General features: G+C 69.8%; 17 protein-coding genes. 3 read left to right on the forward strand and 14 right to left on the reverse strand.

Annotated features, from left to right (window positions below):
- The 12 genes from PHA84_RS17025 to PHA84_RS17080 form a co-directional block, all read right to left on the reverse strand.
- Complete coding sequence (locus PHA84_RS17025) at window positions 1–807, reverse strand: SDR family NAD(P)-dependent oxidoreductase (RefSeq protein ID WP_270889331.1); 807 nt, start codon at window positions 805–807, stop codon at window positions 1–3.
- Complete coding sequence (locus tag PHA84_RS17030; protein ID WP_270889332.1) at window positions 801–2,231, reverse strand: FAD-dependent oxidoreductase; 1,431 nt, start codon at window positions 2,229–2,231, stop codon at window positions 801–803. Before PHA84_RS17030 ends, PHA84_RS17025 begins: the two co-directional genes overlap by 7 nt.
- On the reverse strand, window positions 2,228–3,187 hold the full coding sequence (locus PHA84_RS17035; protein ID WP_270889333.1) for an isocitrate lyase/PEP mutase family protein: 960 nt from the start codon (window positions 3,185–3,187) through the stop codon (window positions 2,228–2,230). Before PHA84_RS17035 ends, PHA84_RS17030 begins: the two co-directional genes overlap by 4 nt.
- 8 nt (window positions 3,188–3,195) lie before the next feature.
- Window positions 3,196–4,101, reverse strand: a complete 906-nt coding sequence (locus PHA84_RS17040; RefSeq protein WP_270889334.1) for a VOC family protein — start codon at window positions 4,099–4,101, stop codon at window positions 3,196–3,198.
- Window positions 4,102–4,133: 32 nt separating this feature from the next.
- A complete protein-coding gene (locus PHA84_RS17045) occupies window positions 4,134–5,306 on the reverse strand; it encodes an acyl-CoA dehydrogenase family protein (protein WP_270889335.1) in 1,173 nt (390 codons plus the stop codon).
- A 55-nt stretch (window positions 5,307–5,361) separates the two neighbouring features.
- On the reverse strand, window positions 5,362–6,210 hold the full coding sequence (locus PHA84_RS17050) for an alpha/beta fold hydrolase (RefSeq protein WP_270889336.1): 849 nt from the start codon (window positions 6,208–6,210) through the stop codon (window positions 5,362–5,364).
- Between the two features lie 127 nt (window positions 6,211–6,337).
- The gene (locus PHA84_RS17055) at window positions 6,338–7,510 is read right to left on the reverse strand and encodes an acyl-CoA dehydrogenase family protein (RefSeq protein WP_270889337.1); all 1,173 of its coding nucleotides are present in this window, start codon (window positions 7,508–7,510) and stop codon (window positions 6,338–6,340) included.
- A 49-nt stretch (window positions 7,511–7,559) separates the two neighbouring features.
- Window positions 7,560–8,678 (reverse strand): ABC transporter permease, encoded by a 1,119-nt coding sequence (locus PHA84_RS17060; RefSeq protein ID WP_270889338.1) that lies wholly within the window; start codon window positions 8,676–8,678, stop codon window positions 7,560–7,562.
- Window positions 8,675–10,198, reverse strand: a complete 1,524-nt coding sequence (locus PHA84_RS17065) for a sugar ABC transporter ATP-binding protein (RefSeq protein WP_270889339.1) — start codon at window positions 10,196–10,198, stop codon at window positions 8,675–8,677. Before PHA84_RS17065 ends, PHA84_RS17060 begins: the two co-directional genes overlap by 4 nt.
- A gap of 16 nt (window positions 10,199–10,214) precedes the next feature.
- Window positions 10,215–11,396 (reverse strand): sugar ABC transporter substrate-binding protein, encoded by a 1,182-nt coding sequence (locus tag PHA84_RS17070; protein ID WP_270889340.1) that lies wholly within the window; start codon window positions 11,394–11,396, stop codon window positions 10,215–10,217.
- A gap of 79 nt (window positions 11,397–11,475) precedes the next feature.
- Window positions 11,476–12,318, reverse strand: a complete 843-nt coding sequence (locus tag PHA84_RS17075) for a fumarylacetoacetate hydrolase family protein (RefSeq protein ID WP_270889341.1) — start codon at window positions 12,316–12,318, stop codon at window positions 11,476–11,478.
- Complete coding sequence (locus PHA84_RS17080; protein ID WP_270889342.1) at window positions 12,315–13,229, reverse strand: VOC family protein; 915 nt, start codon at window positions 13,227–13,229, stop codon at window positions 12,315–12,317. Before PHA84_RS17080 ends, PHA84_RS17075 begins: the two co-directional genes overlap by 4 nt.
- Before the next feature lie 228 nt (window positions 13,230–13,457).
- On the opposite strand from PHA84_RS17080, the gene PHA84_RS17085 reads away from it, so the two are divergent.
- Complete coding sequence (locus tag PHA84_RS17085) at window positions 13,458–14,303, forward strand: alpha/beta fold hydrolase (protein WP_270889343.1); 846 nt, start codon at window positions 13,458–13,460, stop codon at window positions 14,301–14,303.
- A 27-nt stretch (window positions 14,304–14,330) separates the two neighbouring features.
- Window positions 14,331–15,584 carry an MBL fold metallo-hydrolase gene (locus tag PHA84_RS17090; RefSeq protein WP_270889344.1) on the forward strand — a complete coding sequence of 418 codons (1,254 nt, stop codon included), beginning with the start codon at window positions 14,331–14,333 and terminating at the stop codon, window positions 15,582–15,584.
- Window positions 15,585–15,679: 95 nt separating this feature from the next.
- Here PHA84_RS17090 and PHA84_RS17095 read toward each other — a convergent pair whose 3' ends face one another.
- On the reverse strand, window positions 15,680–16,390 hold the full coding sequence (locus tag PHA84_RS17095; protein WP_270889345.1) for a response regulator: 711 nt from the start codon (window positions 16,388–16,390) through the stop codon (window positions 15,680–15,682).
- Window positions 16,383–17,999: a sensor histidine kinase gene (locus PHA84_RS17100; protein WP_270889346.1), complete on the reverse strand. Its 1,617-nt coding sequence runs from the start codon at window positions 17,997–17,999 to the stop codon at window positions 16,383–16,385. The genes PHA84_RS17095 and PHA84_RS17100 overlap by 8 nt, the downstream gene beginning before the upstream one ends.
- Window positions 18,000–18,116: 117 nt before the next feature.
- Between PHA84_RS17100 and PHA84_RS17105 the strand changes: the two genes are divergently transcribed.
- Window positions 18,117–18,847 (forward strand): cation:dicarboxylate symporter family transporter (locus tag PHA84_RS17105; protein ID WP_270889347.1); only part of this gene is annotated, 731 nt, incomplete at its 3' end.

The raw sequence follows: 18,847 nt of genomic DNA on the forward strand, positions 1-18,847 counted from the left end.
TCACCAGGCGGACCAGCCGCCGTCGACGTATACGACCTGACCGGTCATGTACGCCGAGGCGGGAGAGGCGAGCAGCAGCAGCGGTCCGGCGAAGTCGCGCGTGGGGTCCCCGAGCCGGCCGAGCATGGTGCGCTCTGCGAACCACGCCAGCTGGCCGGGGTCCCCGGCCAGTGGGGCCGTCATGGCGGTCGGGTAGAAGACGGCCGGCGCCAGGCAGTTGACCGTCACACCGTCGCGACCGAGCTCCGCGGCCAGCGACCGGGTGAGGTTGGCGACTCCCGCCTTGGAGGCGTAGTACGCGCTCTCGGGCACCGGGCCTACGCGCTCGGCATACACCGTCGTCACGAGCACCAGGCGGCCACCGCCGGCCGCTCGCATCCTGGCTCCGAACTCGCGCCCGACCAGCCAGGCCCCGGTGAGGTTCACGCGGACGACCCGCTCGAAGTCCTCGACCGAGGTCTCGTCGAAGGCCCTGCGCAGCATGACGCCCGCGGCGTTGACGACGATGTCGATGCGGCCGTGGCTGGCCACGACGGCGTCCCCGAGCGCTCGGACGGACTGCTCGCTCGTGACGTCGACGGCGTGTGCGGTGGAGCCAGGGCCGCAGCTCGAAGCGATCCCTTGCAGCGTAGCGAGGTTCGGTTCGAGGTCGGCGACCGCGACGGTCGCCCCGTGACCCGCCAGCGCGAGGGCTGCCTGCTCCCCGAGGCCGCCCGCGCCGGCGCCGACGACCAGAGCGACCTGGTCCGTGAGGTCGAACAGCGTCTTGGCCTGCGCTCGTGCCCCGGCCGGCGGCGCGCTCACCATGACAGGTCGCTCTTCTCGTGCGCGGCGGCCGTGCCCGCGACGCGACCGAAGATCGCGGCCTTGCCGATGCTCGTCCCGGTCATGTATCCCGCCCCGTGGAAGCCGCCGACGACCTCGCCGGCGGCATACAGCCGTTCGATGGGCTCGCCGAAGACGTCGAGGACTCGCATGGAGGGGTCGACGGTCAGCCCGCAGTACGTGGCGAGCACCACGGTCCCCGACGGGTGCGCGTAGAACGGCGGAGTATCCACCGGGACGCGTGTCCCGACGCCGCCGGACAGGTGCGCCCTCCCCAGCGGGTCCGGTTCGCCGCTGTCGATGCGGTGGTTGTACGCGGCCACGGTGGCCTCCAGGACCCCGGGCTCCGTCCCCAGCCGCGCTGCCAGCTCCCCGACCGTGCCGGCGACCTGCAGCATTCCCGCCCGCTCCCGGTTGGCGAAGTCGTAGATGGGAACCTCGTCGTCGCTCTGCTGCATCACCTTGGCGTCGAAGACCTGCCACGTCCACGCGCCAGGCTGGGCGAGGCTCGCGTCGCCGATCGCCTTGTAGGGGACCGACTCGTCGACGAACCGCTGACCGGCGGCGTTGACGGCGATCGCCCCCTTGTAGACAGCGAGGATGCCGGTGCCGTCCTCGTCGGGGTGCTCCTCGAAGTAGTGGCCGTACGTGCCCTTGACGTAGGGAAGGTCTACGACCCCAGCCCCCAGCTGCCACGCCATGAGGAGCCCGTCGCCGGAGCTCCCGGGACCACCCGCGAGGAGGGCGTCGCGCATCTGCGGGGCATAGCGCTGCAGCATCTTCCGGTCCCTGCTGAAGCCACCGGTGGCCACCACGACGGCGTCGGCGCGCACCTGGGTCAGCTCCCCGTTGCGCTCCACCTCGACGCCCACCACGCGAGCGTCCTGCCGCACCAGCCGCCGGGCCCGAGCGTTCGTGACCAGCCGCGCTCCGAGTGTGCCAGCGGACGTGAACAGGGCGCGCAGCGCCGCGGTGGTGTCGCAAGGGTGCGACCGGGGCGCCGACTGGCCTGAGGCCGCGTGGATGTGTCCGTACTGCACGCCTTGGCGCTTCAGCCAGCGGTAGGTGTCGAGCTGGTTGGCGCAGTACAGGTCGACGAGCGCCGGGTCGCTCACTCCTCCACCCACGGCGATCAGGTCGCGGCGTAGCAGCTCGACCGAGTCCTCGATCCCTTGGTGTGCCTGCTCCTCGGTGCCCGCGAAGGCCGACAGGCCCGCGGACCGCACCGTGCTCCCGCCGAAGGCCTCGGTCTTCTCGAGCAGCACCGCGAACTGTCCGGCCTCCGCCGCCGCGAGCAGGGCAGCGGCCCCCGCCATCCCTCCGCCGAGGACGAGCACCCCGACCTGGTCAGGCAGCTCCCTCTCGACGGGCAGGCCCGCAGGCGCGAGGCCCGGCTCGGTGTTCACCGTGCGCCTCCAGCGGGCGCCACGCGGGTGGGGTCGTCGTACCACGCCTGCGCCGCAGTGAACGCGGGAAGGTTGAACAGCTGCTGCCGCTCCTGCCAGCCCGCCATACGGTCCGCGCGGGTGGCCGTCTCGCCTGCACGGGCAAGGTGGTCCAGCGCCTCCCGACCGGCCCAGATCATCGAGCGCAGAAGGTAGTTGGCGAAGAGGACGACCCGGAACCCGAGCCCCTCGTACTCCTCCAGCGACAGCTCCGGAGTCTTGCCTCCCTCCACGACGTTGACGACGAGCGGGGTACCGTGCAGCGCCTCGCCGACTGAGCGCAGCTCAGCCACCGACCGCGGGGCCTCGACGAAGATCACGTCGGCTCCCGCCTCGACGTACAGAGTCGCGCGGCGGATCGCCTCGTCGATGTCGTGCACGCTCCGTGCGTCGGTCCGTGCGACCAGCACGGTCGTGGGGTCCTCGAGGGCCTGCCGCGCCGCGACGATCTTGGCCGCCATGTGCTCGGCCGGGATGAGGCTGTGGTCGTCGAAGTGGCCGCACCGCTTCGGCATCTCCTGGTCCTCCAGCTGGATGCCGGCCGCGCCGGCGTGCTCGAGCATCCGTACCGTGCGCATCGTCGTGACGGGTCCGCCGTAGCCGGTGTCGGCGTCGACGACGAGCGGCACAGTGGACGCGTCCGCGAGCCGGCGCGTGTGCGCGGCGACCTCCTCCTGGGAGATCAGCCCGAGGTCGGGCACCCCGAACTGCGCGTTGGCCAGGCCCGCGCCGGTGACGTAGGCAGCGGCGAACCCGGACCGCTCCACCAGCCGGACGCCGAGGGCGTCCGTGACACCTGGCAGCACCAGGGGGCCGGCCGCGAGGGCGGCGCGCAGGGCCGCCCGGCGCTGGGTGGCAGTGGGACCGGGGCCGACGCCGACGAGGGCGTCGGCTCCCGGGAAGGCGGACAGCGACACGTCAAGCCTCAGGCGTCCAGCGCGTGCATGATGCCAGGCGCGCGCTGTGCGGCCTCGGGTTGGAACACGTGCCCCCAGATGGCGCTCTTGTTGTGCACCCGCGGGACCCAGTCCTCGGTGACCTCGACGCCGTCGTACCCGTACTCGATGTGGAACGAGGAAGGGGTCGAGAAGTAGAAGGAGAACATCTTGTCGTTGCTGTGCCGGCCGAGGCTGAGCGTCAGCGGGATGTTCTTCTCCTCGACCATGTCGTATGCCGTTCCCACGTCGTCCATCGACCGGACCTGGAGCATGAGGTGGTTGAAGCCGGCGACTCCTGGTGGGCACTCGCCCAGGGCGAGGGTGTGGTGCCGCGCGTTCACGTGGTAGAAGCGGGCGTTGAGGCGGCCGGGCACGATGATCTTGTCCGAGAGCTCGAAGCCGAGGACGCCGCTGAAGAACTCGTGGCCCTTCTCGATGTCCGGCATCAGGAGGAGGACGTGGCCCAGCCCCTGCTGTCCGGTGACGAAGCCCGAGATCGGACGTCCGGGAAGGAACGTCCCGATGGCTGTCTCCTGGCCCCAGACGACCTCGTGGTGAAAACCCCACGGGTCGTCGAAGCTGATGATCTGGTTGACGTTCCGGGCCTCGGCGAGGTCCTGGCCGCCCCGGGTCGCGGTGACGCCCGCGTCGGCGAGCGCGGCGATGACGACGTCGAGATCCTCCTCGTGGTCGACCTGCCAGCCGAAGTAGGCGACGGAGTCCTGGTCCGCGGGATGTACCTGGATCCGCCAGACGGCGTCGTCGATGCGGATGCGCACTGCTCCATCGGGGCCGGGGTCGGCCAGCTGGGCACCGAGGAACTCTGTCGCGAAGGCCGGCCACTGCTCGTGGTTCGGCGAGTTCACGCCCAGATAGGCGAGGGCTTTGATCATGGTGATCTCCTGTGGGACGGAGTGGACTGGGGTCAGGCGAAGGGAGGCGGGACGGGTCGCTCCGCGCCGAAGTCGTCATTCGCCCAGGCCACGTAGATGGTCTCGGCGACGTTGCAGATGTGGCTCAGGCCGGACTGCAGGTCACGCCAGTAGCGCTCGTTGGGGAGCCGCTCGTGGATGGCCTGCGCACCGCTGAGCTTGTACAGCCGGTCCACTGCGTCCACGGCCCGGCGTACGGCACGGACGCCGTTGCGGCGAGCCGTGAGCCGCTGCGACCACGTCACCTCGCCACCCTTGTCGACGTACTCGTACAGCTCCCTCATGTCGTTCAGCAGGTGCGAGCGCGAGGCCGCCACGTCGGCCGCGGTCTCGGCGTACACGGCCAGCTGGATCGGGTCCGCCTTCGCCACCCGGCCGTCGGCGGACACGCGGTTGAGCATGTACTCGCGGTAGACGTCGAGGGCCCCCTGGGCGATGCCGATCGTCCCGCTGTTGATGGCGGCAGAGAACACCACCGGGAACTTCAGGCGGTAGAGCGCCTTGCCGGGCTGGCGGTCCTCGAAGTCGCCCTCGTGCATCCGAAGCGCCTCGACGACCCTGTAGTCCGGGACGAAGACATCCTGCATCCGGACGTCCTTGGAGCCCGTGCCCTTCAGGCCCAGGGTGTTCCAGGACCCGTCGACGATCTCGTAGTCCTTGCGGGGGATGACGAAGTGTCGGATGTCCGGCGGCATGACGGGCTGGCCGTCCTCACCCGCAACCATGCCACCGAGGATCACCCAGTCGGAATGGTCGGTGCCGGTGGAGTACGGCCACTGTCCGGTGAAGAGGAAGCCACCGTCGACGGGCTTCGCCCTGCCGAAGGGTGCGTAGGGCGAGGCCGTCCAGGTGTCGGGGTCGACTCCCCAGATCTCCTCCTGGAGCCGCGGGTCCATCATGGCGATCTCCCAGGGGTGCACGCCGACCACGCCGGTGACCCAGCCTGCCGAGGGCGAGGCGGCCGCGACCGCCATCGCAGCCTCCATGAACTCGACCGGGTGGGCCTCGTACCCGCCGTACTCGCGTGGCTGGTACATCCGGATCACTCCGGTGTCCCGCAGGGCCGCGGCGCTGCGGTCGGTCAGCCTGCCGAGCTGGTCGCTCGGCACGGACTCGTCGCCGAGCGCCCGCGCTGCCGCAGTGATGTTGCCGAGAACGTCGGTCATGGGTTGTCCTTTCCGGTCACCGGCCGCGACGTGCGGTGGTGAGGAGCACGCAGGGTCAGTTGTGGGTGATGAACTCGGTGACGAGCCGGTTGAACTCGTCGGCGTGCTCCACCTGCGCCCAGTGGCCGCACCGGTTGAGCACGACCAGCCGTGAGTTGGGGATGTGCGCCAGGAGGACCAGCGAGTTCTCGAAGCCGACCACGCGGTCGTCCCGGCCGTGGATGAGCAGGGTCGGGACCTCGACCTTGGGGAGGTCCTCGAGCCGGAACCACTTGGGGATAGGGCCGCCCTGCCCCAGGCCGGTGAGGTAGTTGGCGAGATGCTCCGGCCGGGACTGCGCTCCATCCGCCCGCTCCACCGCAAGCTCGTCGGTGCCGAACCTCTCCGAGTCGTAGGTCATGACCTGGACGAGCTTCTTCATCGAGGCCGGCGACGGGTCGCGGTAGGCCTCGACAAGGACCTTCATCCCCTCGGACAGCCCACCGCCCGGGCTGAACAGCTTCGGTTGAAGACCCGATCCAGGGCCCATCGTGATGACATGGCTGACGCGCTCCGGGTACTCGGTCGCCAGGCGCAGGGTCGTGATGCCGCCCATGGAGTTGCCGACGAAGGCGGCCTTGTCGATGCCCAGGGCGTCGAGCAGCTGCACCGCCGCGAGGGCGTGGTCCTGACGGTCCCTGGTCGCAGGGTCGGAGGCGCCCCAGCCGGGCATGTCCGGCGCGATGACGTGGAAGTGCTCCGCGAGCACGCTGATGTTGGTCTTGTAGTTGCTCCAGCCGGTGGCACCCGGACCCGATCCGTGCAGGAGGACCACGGCGCGCGCCGCCGGATCTCCGGACTGGGTGTAGTGGATGTTCCAGTCTTTGGTCTTGACCGTCTGACCGGTTGCCTCCAGTGTCAGCATCGTTGCTGAGTTTCCTCTCGGAGAGTAGGGGTGATACACCGCGTCAATCTCTGTAGTAACCACTACAGCGAATGTAAACCAGAAGTGCCTGGCTGACAAGGGTGTGCGTCGTTCGTCTCGTCGCAGGTCAGTACTGGGCGGTCGGCGGGATCTCCCCGCCGAACACGTCGAGGCCCCACGCCAGGTAGCACGCCTCGCGGGCGTTGCACACGTGGGTCGAGGCGACCTGCAGGTCGCGCCAGTACCGCTCGAGCTCCGACGACTTCTGGATGGCCGAGGACCCCATGAGCCGGTAGAGGTCGTTGACCGCCTCCATCGCGCGGTCGGTCGCGCGGACCTGGTCGCGGCGAAACCGCAGTCTGTCCTTCACGGTGATGTCGCCGCCCGCGGCGACGGTGTCGAAATGAGCGGACACGATCGTGCGGACGTGCGAGATGCTCGCCTCCACGTCGGACTCGGCCCGCGCAAGCGCCGCGAGGACGAACGGGTCCGTCTTGGAGACGCTGCCCTGCGTCGAGACCCGCTTCTCGATGTGGGCGTATGCCGCGTTCACCGCCCCGCGGGCGATGCCGAACGTCCCAGCCGCGATGGCGAAGGGGAACATCAGCCCGAACCGCATGGCATAGAGGGCCGATCCGGGCCTCGTGGCGTTGCTGTAGGAGTTGTCGCGGACCTTGGCGCCGTCGAGCACGCGGTAGTCCGGGACGAAGGCGTCGCGCGCCTCCACGTCCTTGGATCCCGTGCCGGCGAGCCCCATGACATTCCAGGTGCCTTCGAGGACCTCGTAGTCCGGCCGCGGAAGGACGAAGTGCCGGACGTCGGGAGGTGACACCGGTCGGCCCTGGTCGTCGGCGACCATCCCGCCGAGGACCACCCACTCCGCATGGTCGGTACCCGTCGAGTAGGGCCAACGGCCGGTGAGGCGGAACCCGCCCTGGACCGGGAGCGCACGCCCGATCGGAGCATACGGTGAGGCGACCCAGGTCTCCGGGTCCGCGCCATAGACCTCCTTCTGCAGCCGCGGGTCGGCGATGGCGATCTCCCACGGGTGGATCCCGACGACCCCGGCGACCCAGCCGGCCGACGGGTGGTTCTCCCCCACGGCCATCACCCAGTCGAGGAAGTCGACCGGGTGGGCCTGGAGACCACCGCAGTCCTGCGCCTGGAGCAGCTTCATTCCGCCGGAGGCGCGCAGGAGCTCCACGGTCCGGTCGGTGAGCCGGCCGAGCTCGTCGCTGGCCGAGACCTCGGCGCGCAGCTCCTCGGCGTGCTCCAGGACGTACCTCGTGGCGTCGTGCATGACGGATCTCCCTGGGTGGTGCGGGTCTGGGTCGTTGGTGAGTCGAAGCTCAGTCGGCAGTGGAGCGGTCCCGGACCACCTTGGCCAGCGCCACCGCGATGACCAGACCCGTGCCGTAGAAGACGTTCTGGATCCAGCCCGAGAAGCCGAGCAGCTGCAGACCGAAGATGCCGGTGGTCAGGAAGTAGATGGCGATGAGCGTGCCGAGGGGGTTGAACATTCCGGGCTGCACCACCGCCGTGCCGAGGAAGACGGCCGCGAGCGCCGGGAGCAGGTACGTGGCGGCCGACGACGAGTCGAAGCCACCGACAGTGGCGACCAGCATGACGCCTGCGAGCCCTGCGAGGAGCGCACCAGCGAGGTAGGAGCCGACCCGGATCCGGCGCACCCGGATCCCGGCGAGCCGGGCGACCTCAGGGTTGGCGCCCACGAACAGCATCCCGCGTCCCAGCGGAGTCCACCCCAGCACGTACGCGAGGACCACGGCCAGCAGTACGCCGTAGAAGAAGGAGACCGGCATGCCCAACACCTCGTGGAGGGCGAAGGCACTCAGCGACGGGCTGTTGACCGAGACGATGGTGGAGCCGGACACCACCTGGGCCAGGCCCATGAGCAGCGTGCCCATCCCGAGGGTCACCACGAAGCTCGAGACATCCATCACGACGACGAAGAACGCGTTGACCGCCCCTGCCACCAGGCACACGGCAAGTGCGAAGGCACACGCCGCCCAGATGTTCCAGCCGCGGTTCGACGTCAGGACCGGGATGAGCGTCGCCGCGATGCCCATCACCGACGCGATCGAGAGGTCGAACTCGCCCACCACCAGGGTGATCATGGCGGACATGGCGAGGAACACCAGGACCTGCTGTGAGCCGAAGATCGACGAGACGGTCGACATGGAGCCGAAGCGGTTGGGCATGAGCACCAGGTAGACGACTGTCATCACCGCCCACACGAGCACGAGGGCATACCTGCTGGTGACGGTGCGCAGCCATGCCGGCTGGTACCGCCCCTGAAGCCATGCCGGCTGGAGGCGGCCGACCAGCCCCCTCCGGCCCGAGGGGGGCGCGAGGCTGTTGTGCTGTCCGCTGTCGCTGATCATGCGATCGTCGAGCTCGGCGTCGCTGGCCACACGCTCGGCCGAGCTGAGGTTGGAGGTGTTGGTCATGATGCCCTCGCGGTCGTGATGGTCTCGGAGTAGATGGCGTCGAGGACGTCGTCGGCCTCGCGGGTCCGCAGCTCGCGCACCGCACCATCCCGCCCGACGACGAGGATGCGGTCGCACGCGTCGACGAGATCCGTGGGCTCGATGCTGACGAGGAGGACGCCCACCCCGTCCGCGGCAGTGGCGCGCAGCGTGCGCAGGATGTCGGCCCGTGCTCCGACGTCCACCGCCTGCGTCGGCTCGTGCAGCACCAGCAGGTCGGGGCTCACCGAGAGCCACTTGGCCACGAGGACCTTCTGCTGGTTGCCGCCGGACAGCTGCTTGGTCAGCGTCGTGGCCGAGCGGGTATGGATGCTCAGCTTGCTGATCGCGTCGCGGGCAGTGCGGTCCTGCCAGCGGCGACCGACGAACCATGGCGTGCCTCTGCGCCGCAGGTTCGGCACCGCGAGGTTGTCGCGGATGCTCAGCTCGAGTGCCAGGCCCTCGAAGATCCTCTTCTCGGGGACGAGCGCCACACCGGTCGCGAGGCAGGTCGCCACGTCTGCGCGCGTCAGGTCGACCGTTCCGCGTTCCGTCGTGAGGGTGCCCGCGTCAGGACGCGTCGCGCCGGTGAGAAGCTTGGGGACGGCCTCGAAGCCGGTGCCGGGCAGACCGGTCAGACCGACGACCTCACCACGACGGACCGTCAAGGAGAGACCGTGCACCCCCTGCCCGGTCAGGCCCTCGACCCGAGCAGCGACCGGCGCCGTCTTCAGCTCGCGGTCCTCCCGCTGGACGGCGTCGACGGTGCGACCGAGCATGTGCCGGGCGAGGTCCTGCTCGGTGAGCCCAGCCGTCGGCGCCCCGGCGGCAGCGACTGCGCCGTCCCGCAGGACGGTCACCTTGTCCGCGAGCCGGAGCACCTCCTCGAGGTTGTGGCTCACCAGAAGGATCGCCGTACCGTCGGCCACCACGCGTCGCAGGAGGCCGTGGAACCGGTCCAGCTCCTCGCGCGGAAGGGCACGGGTCGCCTCGTCCAGGATCACCAGGCCGCGACCGGGCTCGTGGTCCCGGAGGGCTCGGGCGATGGCCACCTCGGCGCGGCGCGTGGCGCTGAGGGCGGCAACCGGGGTCTGCGGAGCCAGCTCGACGCCCAGCCTGTCGAGCACCCGGCGCGCGACCTGGTTCTGGGCGGTCCAGTCGATCCTGCGGGTGACGCGCGACTGCAGGTAGCCCCCGACACCGATGTTCTCCGCGACGGTGAGCTGGTCCAGCAGTCCGAGGTCCTGATGGACGACGGAGACACCGGCGGCCCTCGCCTCGCCCCAGCGGACGGGCAGGTGCAGAGCCTGCCCGTCCACCAGGACGCTGCCACCCGGGTCACCGGCGTGGTACCCGGTGAGGATCTTCACGAGGGTCGACTTTCCGCACCCGTTCTGCCCGACGAGGGCGTGGATCTCTCCGGGCGCGATGACGAGGTCGGCATCGGCGAGCACCCGCGCCTGGCCGAAGGTCTTGGACAGCCCGCGCGCCTCCAGCCTCATCGGGGCTCCCATGGCTCTAGCTCTGTCCCCACGCGGCGAGGAACTTGTCCCGGTACGCGCCACCACCGAACCAGTCGTCGGACAGGTACTTCTGGGCGCCGAGATCCAGGCCGCTCACGTTGGAGCTGGTGAAGTTCCGGCTGACGAACTCCTCCCCCTTGGTGACCTCGTCACCGGCGAGCAGCTGCATCATCGCGTGCGCGAAGCGCCACCCCTCGTACAGCACGGGAGTGCCGAGGTCGGAGGCCTGCTGGCCTGCCTTGACGCGCTGCAGCCCGGCAAGGTCGGACGACGACGAGATGACCTTGACCTTGCCGGCGAAGCCTGCGCTCTGGATGCCCTGGAGCACTGGCGGCACATAGCTGTCCACCGGGACGATGACCGCGTTCGTCTTCGGGTTGGCGACGAGTGCCGCGCTCACCGCGGAGCCCAGCTTGTCGACGTTGACCGTGGTGAACTCGGTGGTCGCGATCCCGCAGGAGGGGCACAGCTCCTTGAACTTCGCGATGCCCTTCTTGCTGGCCGTCTGCGTGGTGGTCGAGTCCATCAGGCGGGCCCAGATGACGTTCGTCTGCTCGCCACCGAGGGCCACCGCACTCGTGGAGAGCGCCTCGTGCAGCTTGAAGACGCGTGGGGTGTTGTCGTAGAAGGCGAGGTTCTTGTCGGCCTTCCGACCGCCGGAGGGCGCCACCCCGGCCACGATCACCTTGACGCCCTTGCCGACCAGCGCCTCGAACGCCGGCCCGGCCATCTGGTAGTCCACGAACGACGTGATGACCCCGTCGACCTTCTCGTCACCGGCGGTCTTGAGACACGACGCGACGGCGGTGGGGTTGAACTTGCCGTCGCAGATGTTCACCGTCGCGCCGGCCGCGCCAAGTGCCTGCTGTACGCCGACCCCGATGCCGTGGATGACGGGCACCTGGTCACCGAACGCGACATACGTGAACTTCCTGCCCTTGACGTCCGGGCTCTGGCTCAGCTTCGTGAAGTCGGGCCAGCTGGGCGCCCCGTCGAGGGCGGCCATCTGCTCCTTCGCCTTCGCGACTCCCGCTGTCGCGGTTGCTCCTGCACGGGTCACGGATGCGTCCTGCGCGGCGCCCTTCTCGCCGGCACCGCAGGCGGCGACGAGGGCGGCGACGCCGACCGCAGCGGCAAGGGTGCGTGCCAGCCTGGGGCGGATGAGTGGACTGGACATGTGTCGGCTCCTTTGCCGGTTGGTGATGGTGCTTTGGTGGAGTGCTGTCGGAACTGGCGCGGTCGGGGCCTGGCGGCCGCTAGGCCATGACGTGGGTCATGCGCCCGATGCCCCCGACCCAGGTCTCCAACGTCTGCCCCGGCTGGAGGTAGGTGGGAGGGTTCATTCCCATGCCGACCCCGTCGGGGGTGCCGGTGAAGACGAGGTCGCCCGGTCTCAGCGTCAGGACCTTGGAGAGCTCGGACAGCGAGCGGGGGATGGAGAACAGGAGCCGTGCTGTCGTCCCGGACTGCACCACGGTGCCGTCGACGCTGCATCCGAGCTCGAGGTCGTTCGGGTCGGCGAGCTCGTCCATGGAGACGACCCACGGACCGATGGGGGCGAACCCGGGGTACGACTTCGCGAGCCCGAACTGTGGTGCCGGGCCGGAGAACTGGCGCGTGCGCTCCGAGAGGTCCTGGCCGATCGTGAGGCCGGCCAGGTGAGCGAACACTCGCTCCTCGGGGACCTGGTGCATCTCGGCCCCGACCACCGCGACGACCTCGACCTCCCAGTCCGTCGAGCCGCCCTCCGGGAGGGTCACCGTCCCATGTGCTCCGGTGATGGCGGACGGAAACTTCGCGAACACCGGGGGCAGCTCCGTTGGCGGCTCGAAGCCTGTCTCTGCAGCGTGTTCGGCGTAGTTGAGCCCGATCGCGACGATGGCCCCGGGCGTCGGGACCGGAGCGTCCAGGTCCTCCGGGCGAACGGGCACGGCAGCTTCCGCGTCGGCATCACGCGCCCAGGCCCTGATCTCCTCGTGCCGGGACCACATCTGCATGGGGTCAGCCGAGAACCGACCTTCGCTCGCGGCGGCGAGGTCCCAGCCAGAGATCTCGTCGCGGAGCACGAATGCTCTGCCCGCGCTGTTCGCGAACCTCACGGCGCCACCGCCTCGCGCACCGGGTGCATGATCCCGGGTGGGTTCGCCCGGCCGTACTCGGTCAGCTCGTGGCCCCACAGCGATGGGCGGTCGTTCGTCGACGAGACCCAGGTCCGGTCGTCCACGACGAGGCCGCCGTACCCGTACTCGATCTGGAAGCCCGACGGTGTGGAGAGGTAGAACGAGGTCATCAGGTCGTTGGTGTGCCGGCCCAGCCCACGGACGATCGGCACCCCGGCCGCGCGAGCTCGGTCCAGCCCGGTGCCCACGTCGTCGAGGCTCTTCACCTCGAGCATGAGGTGGTTGAAGCCGACCCGGTCCGGCACCTGCGCGACGGCCAGGGAGTGGTGCCGCCCGTTGCAGTGGTAGAACCGCACCTTCATGTGCTCCTCGTCCACCCGGTCGGACAGGGTGAAGCCGAGCAGGGCACCGTAGAAGGCGTCCGCCTCGGCCAGGTCCGGGACGATGAGGACGATGTGACCGAGCCCGAAGTCGTCCGCGACGAACCCGGACATGGCGCGCCCGGGCCAGAAGGACCCTGGTCGGCGCTGCTGGCCCCAGACGAACTCGTGCCGGGTGCCCCACGGGTCTGTCGTCCAGGCGAGGCCGGCGACGCCACGGTCTCGGCACTCCTCTGACGTGCCCTCCGTCAGCTGGACGCCCGCCTCCCGCAGGCATGCGAGGTATGCCCCCAGCTCCACCTCGTTGACGAAGCTCCACCCGGCATACAGGAACCGGTCCTCCTCCCCCGGCCGAATGGTGATGCGGTGCACCGCGTCGTCGACCCGCAGCCGCACGGCGCCGTCCCGCCCCGGTGTCGCGAGCTGGCACCCGAGCACGGACGTGCCGAAGTCCTCCCAGTCCGCGAAGCGGGGCGACGCGACGGCGAAGTAGGCCAGCTCGCGGATCATCGTCGATCTCCTTGTCAGCGGCGTGAAGGGACCGCGAAGCACTATGGTGGTTAGACGCTCCCTGTAGTGAATAGAACAGACCATGCAGGACGCAGTTGTCAAGAGCAATACGCTTCTCAGCCCTTGGTACACCATAAATTCGCTCTGTTCTACCGAGCGCTTTGCGTCTACCCTGGAACGGTTGCTCCACAATCGATGGAGCGATCACTGACACAGAGAGGTGTGGAGATGGCGAAGGTGACGAGCACGGACATCACGGTCGACGAGGTGACGTACCGGGTGCACTCGGCCGGCGACCCGGACGGGCCGGCCGTGCTGTTCCTCCACGGTTCCGGACCCGGCGCCACCGGGCTGTCCAACTGGGAGGCGGTGGTGGAGGAGATGGGAGACCGCTTCTTCTGCCTCGCGCCCGACATGATCGGGTTCGGTGACTCGACGCACCCCGAGAACCCGCCGATCGGCATGCGCGCCTTCAACCTGCTCCAGGCCGACACGCTGTGGCGCCTCCTGGACGAGCTGGACGTCTGGACGGTGCACCTCGTCGGGAACTCGATGGGCGGCATGATCGCGATGCGCATGGCGCTGGCGCAGCCTGGACGGGTCGACACGATGCTGCTCATGGGTTCGGGCGGCGCTCCAGGGCTGCCCGTCAGTCCCGGCTTGCAGCATCTGCGGACCTTCTACGCCGATCCGTCAGCCGCGAGGCTGCGGCACCTGCTGGAGACCTTCGTCTACGACATGGACAGCCTCGAGGGCGTCGTCGGCCGCGTCGTCGCCGAACGGATGCCGTACGTCGAGCGCGACGACGTCCGCCGGTCACATGCCGCGATGTTCGACGCGCAGGCCGAGCCACCGTTCTTCACCGACGACGAGCTCGCAAAGCTCGACCACCGGACCCTGTGCCTCCATGGCCGCGATGACCTGATCATCCCGGTCCAGGCCAGCACCTACCTCGCCGAGCACCTGCCCAACGCGAGCCTGCACGTCATCCCGCGCTGCGGGCACTGGACGCAGATCGAACAGCACGACGTCTTCGTCCACCTGCTGGACAGCCTCATCGCCGGCCGCATCTGAGCCGCACGACCGACCAAGGAGCTCACTGTGTGCACGTCCTTCAGCCCCGGCAACGACCCTTCCGAAGACGCGTCCGAGCTCGGGGCGCGGACCCCGCAGGACGGTCCTGCGACAACCGGCCGACGAGCCCTGCTCGGCGGCGCTCTCGGCTCAGCCGCCGCTCTTGCTCTCACGGCCGCAACGTCGTCGTCAGCGCGCGCAGCGGAGCCGACGACAACGCTGGCCGTGCGGAGCCATCGACCCGACGCCCGCACGAAGGCGGTTCTCGTCGGCACTGCGGGAGGCCCGATCTGGCGACAAGCAGCTGGGCGGCGCGGCATCAGCACCGTCATCGAGGTGGAGGGCGCCCGGTACCTTGTCGATGCCGGACATGGGTCTGCTGCCGGGCTGTTCGCCTCCGGGCTGATCGGCCCCACGGATGGCAAGAACGACCTGACCGCCTTCCGTGCCGGCTTCATCACTCATCTGCATTCCGATCACGTCACCGACCTGGCGACGTTCCTCGTCCAGGGCTTCATCGCCGGGGGGCTCGGCACGATGCGCGCTCCGTTCACGGTCTGGGGCCCCGGTGACCGTGGCGCCCTGCCGCGGCCGTTCCCACCGGGACGGCCCGCGCCGGAGGCGTTCAACCCGTCGAACCCGACCCCCGGCACAGCGTCGACCGTGACCCAGCTGCTCGCGGCATACGCCGCGGACGTCAACGACCGGATGTTCGACGCCGGCTCGCCCCGCATCGACCAGGTGATCGTGGGCAAGGACATCGCGCTTCCTGCAACGGTGGCCGCGAACCTCACCGGTCCGCCACCCGGGATGCGGCCGTTCGCGGTGTACGAGGACGACCGAGTCGCGGTCAGGGCAACGCTCGTGGACCACGGCCAGATGGTGCCGTCCTACGCCTTCCGGTTCGACTCTGACCATGGGTCCCTGGTGATCTCGGGCGACACCACGCTGACGCCCAACCTGCTCGAGCTCGCCGACGGTTGCGACGTCCTGCTTCACGAGGTGATCGACTACGACACGATCGTCGCCAGCATCAACGCGCTGTCGGTACCAGAGCCGGTCAAGGAAGCCTTCCGGAACCACATGTTCGGGGCACACACCACCGAGAAGCAGCTGGCCGAGCTGCTCGCATCGATCGAGCTCCGCACCCTGGTGTTGCACCACCTCGTCCCGGGCGCCATCGACCGAGGTGGCTGGGCCCGCGTGGCGCAACGCCTCGACCGCGTCTCGCGGGCCACAGTGCTGGTCGGTGAGGACGGTATGACCGTCGGCGCGGGCTGATCCCGGTTCCCCCACGGACGCCCTGAGTCGGGTGCGAGGCAGGGTCCGGACACCGACGCCCTTGAGCGACACGGTCCGACCGCGGGGTCACAGCTTCAGCGCACCCAGCGATACTCCACCTCCGGTCGACCGGCCCCGGCATACCGCTGGCCGCGCGCGGCGAGGCGGTTGTCGGTGAGGTACTCGGCGTAGCGGCGGGCGGTCACCCTGCTCACGCCGACGACGTCGGCGAGCTCGCTGGCCGACAGCCCCGCCCCCGCGCCACGCAGCGCGCGCGACACCTTGCCGAGCAGCTCGTCCGTCATGCCCTTCGGAAGAGGGGCCGGCGCCCCGCCCCGCGCACCCGCGAGCACCTGGTCCACCTCCGCCTGGGTGTTGATCTCGGTGGCCGCACCGATCTGGAGGCGGTACGCGCGGTATGCCTCGAGTCGCTCGCGGAGCGTCGCGAAGACGAACGGTTTGAGGACGTACTGCACTACCCCCAGCGACACCGCTGACCGCACCACCTCAAGGTCGCGCGCCGAGGTCACGGCGATCACGTCAGCACGGTGGCCGCCGGCCCGCATCGCGCGAACCACGTCGAGCCCGTGTCGGTCCGGCAGATGCATGTCGAGCAGGACGACATCGACAGGCCGGGACTGCAGCAGGCGCATCGCCTCGCGTCCGGTGGCAGCGGTCGCGACCACGACGAACCCCGGCACCCGAGCGACGTACGCCGCGTGCGCCTCGAGCGCGACCGGCTCGTCCTCGACGACGAGGACTCGGCACTCCTGCACGCGACCGGGACGTTTGTCCGGGTCAGGCACGGGACCGCTCCCGGATCGGCAACCGGACGGTGAACAAGGCACCCGGCGGCCCCGATACCTCCAGGGTCCCACCCAGCCGCTCCACGGACTGCGCCACCAGTGCCAGCCCGATGCCCCGACGTCCGGCACTGCCCTGTTCCTTGGTGGAGAACCCGCGGCGGAACGCCTCCTCCACCGACCCGGGCGGTAGGCCTGGACCTGAGTCCCGGACCCGGAGGACGACGTGGTCCGCGTCGACCCTGGAGCCGACCTCGACCCACTTCTCCTCGCGCCCGGCAATCGCGTCGAAGGCGTTGTCGACGAGGTTGCCGACGATGGTCACCAGGTCACGGACCGGTGTCTGGTGCTGCGGCCAGGTGGCGCCGTCTGCGACCCGGAAGTCGATGCCGCGCTCGCTGGCCTGGGCCGCCTTGCCGAGCAGGAGAGCCGTGAAGGCAGGCTCGCTGGCCGCACCGACGATACGGTCCGTCAGCCGCTGGCTGAGCGTGAGCTCGTCGGTGGCGAAGGCCAGGGCACGGTCGGGATGGCCCAGCTCGATGAGCGACACGATGGTGTGCAGCCGGTTGGACGCCTCATGCGCCTGGGCTCTGAGCGCCTCGGTGACGCCCTGGGCGGAGTCGAGCTCGCCGGTGAGGTGCTCCAGGTCCGTCCGGTCCCGCAACGTCGCGACGAAGCCGAGGGCTCGGCCGCCCCACTCGGCTCGGGCGGTGTTCAGCACCAGCACGCGGGCGGAGGTCACGTGCAGCTCGTCCTCCCGCGGGACGCCGTCGGTGAGGGCGGTGACCAGCGGCGCGGACAGCCCCAGCTCGGCGACCGGCCGCCCACGCGCATCAGCGGGAAGGTCGAGCAGCCGGACCGCCTCGTCGTTGGCGAGCCGCAGCCTTCCATCGAGGTCGGTCAGGATCAACCCCTCGGCGACGGCGTGGAGCACCGCGTCGTAGTACTCCACCATGTCCTGCAGCTGCTGCTCCCCCAGACCGTGCGTCTGGCGCCGGATACGACGGGCGACCAGCGCAGTCCCGAACCCACAGAGCAGCGCTGCGGCCAGGCCCGCCAGCAGCAGGGCGGGGAGCTGGCCCCGCAGCCGTTCAGTCACGGCTGCCTTGCGTATGCCGACAGCTACGAGGCCCACGACACGGGTCCCCTGTCCGGAGAGCACCGGCACCACGACTCGCCGTGACGGTCCGAGCGTGCCCGTGTAGTCCTCGACGACGGTGCCGCCGGCCCGCGCCTCGGCGATGTGTCCGATGAACGTTCGGCCGATCTGGGCCGGATCCGGATGGGAGTAACGGATCCCGGCGGGGCTCATGACCACCACGAAGTCGGTGCGGGTCTCACGGCGCACCTTCTCGGCGAACGTCTGCAGCGCGTGGCCGGCATCGCGGTCCTGGACCGACTGCACCACCAGCGGGGTGGCGGCGACGGTCTCCGCGACGGCGGTCGCTCGAGCCGTCGCCTCCTGGGTGCCGGCGCGTTGGGCCTGGGCGTATGCCGCGGCGGTGCCAACGCCGACCACCAGCAGCAGCACGAGCACCTGGAGGGCGAAGGTCTGACCGGCAACGCTCCAGCGTGCGGGTGCGGTGAGCCAGCGAGGTGCGCTCACCGGCATACCGCCCGCGCCCAGAACTCAATGAACACAAAGGTGACCCTAGCCACCGCAGGGAGCACGATCGGCGTGTTCACCCCTCCCCGGCCACGCCGGGGACCGAAACCCCTGGAGAGCACCGTGAGTTCCAGCGCCGACAACGTCGTCGACCGGCCCGCCGCGAAGCGGGACCGCACGCATTATCTGTACATCGCGGTGGTCATCGCGATGGTGTTGGGGATCATCGTCGGGTTCGCGTTCCCTGAGTTCGGGGTGAAGCTGAAGTGGTTGGGGACCGGGTTCGTGTCCCTGATCAAGATGATGATCACCCCGATCATCTTCTGCACCATCGTGCTGGGGATCGGCTCGGTGCGCCGGGCGGCGCAGGTCGGCAAGGTCGGCGGCCTGGCGTTGGGGTACTTCCTGACCATGTCGACGGTGGCGCTGGGCATCGGGCTGGTGGTGGGCAACCTGGTCAAGCCCGGGGCCGGGCTGCACCTGACCAAGGAGCTGGCCGCCACCGGGCGCAAGCAGGTCGGGGAGGCGCACACCTCCACCGTGGACTTCCTGCTCGGGCTGATCCCGGACACCCTGGTCTCGGCGCTGACCTCGGGGTCGGTGCTGCAGGCGCTGCTGGTGGCGCTGCTGGTCGGCTTCGCCCTACAGAAGCTGGGCCGGTCCGGGGAACCGGTCCTGGCCGGGATCAAGCACCTGGAACGGCTGGTGTTCCGGCTGATGGCGATGATCATGTACGCCGCCCCGATCGGGGCGTTCGGGGCGATGGCCGCGGTCGTCGGCGCCACCGGCGTCGACGCCCTCAAGAGCCTGGCCCAGGTCATGGTCGCCTTCTACCTGACCTGCGCCGTGTTCGT

The organism is Pedococcus sp. 5OH_020 (assembly GCF_027812955.1).
In the GTDB taxonomy this organism is placed as follows: domain Bacteria; phylum Actinomycetota; class Actinomycetes; order Actinomycetales; family Dermatophilaceae; genus Pedococcus.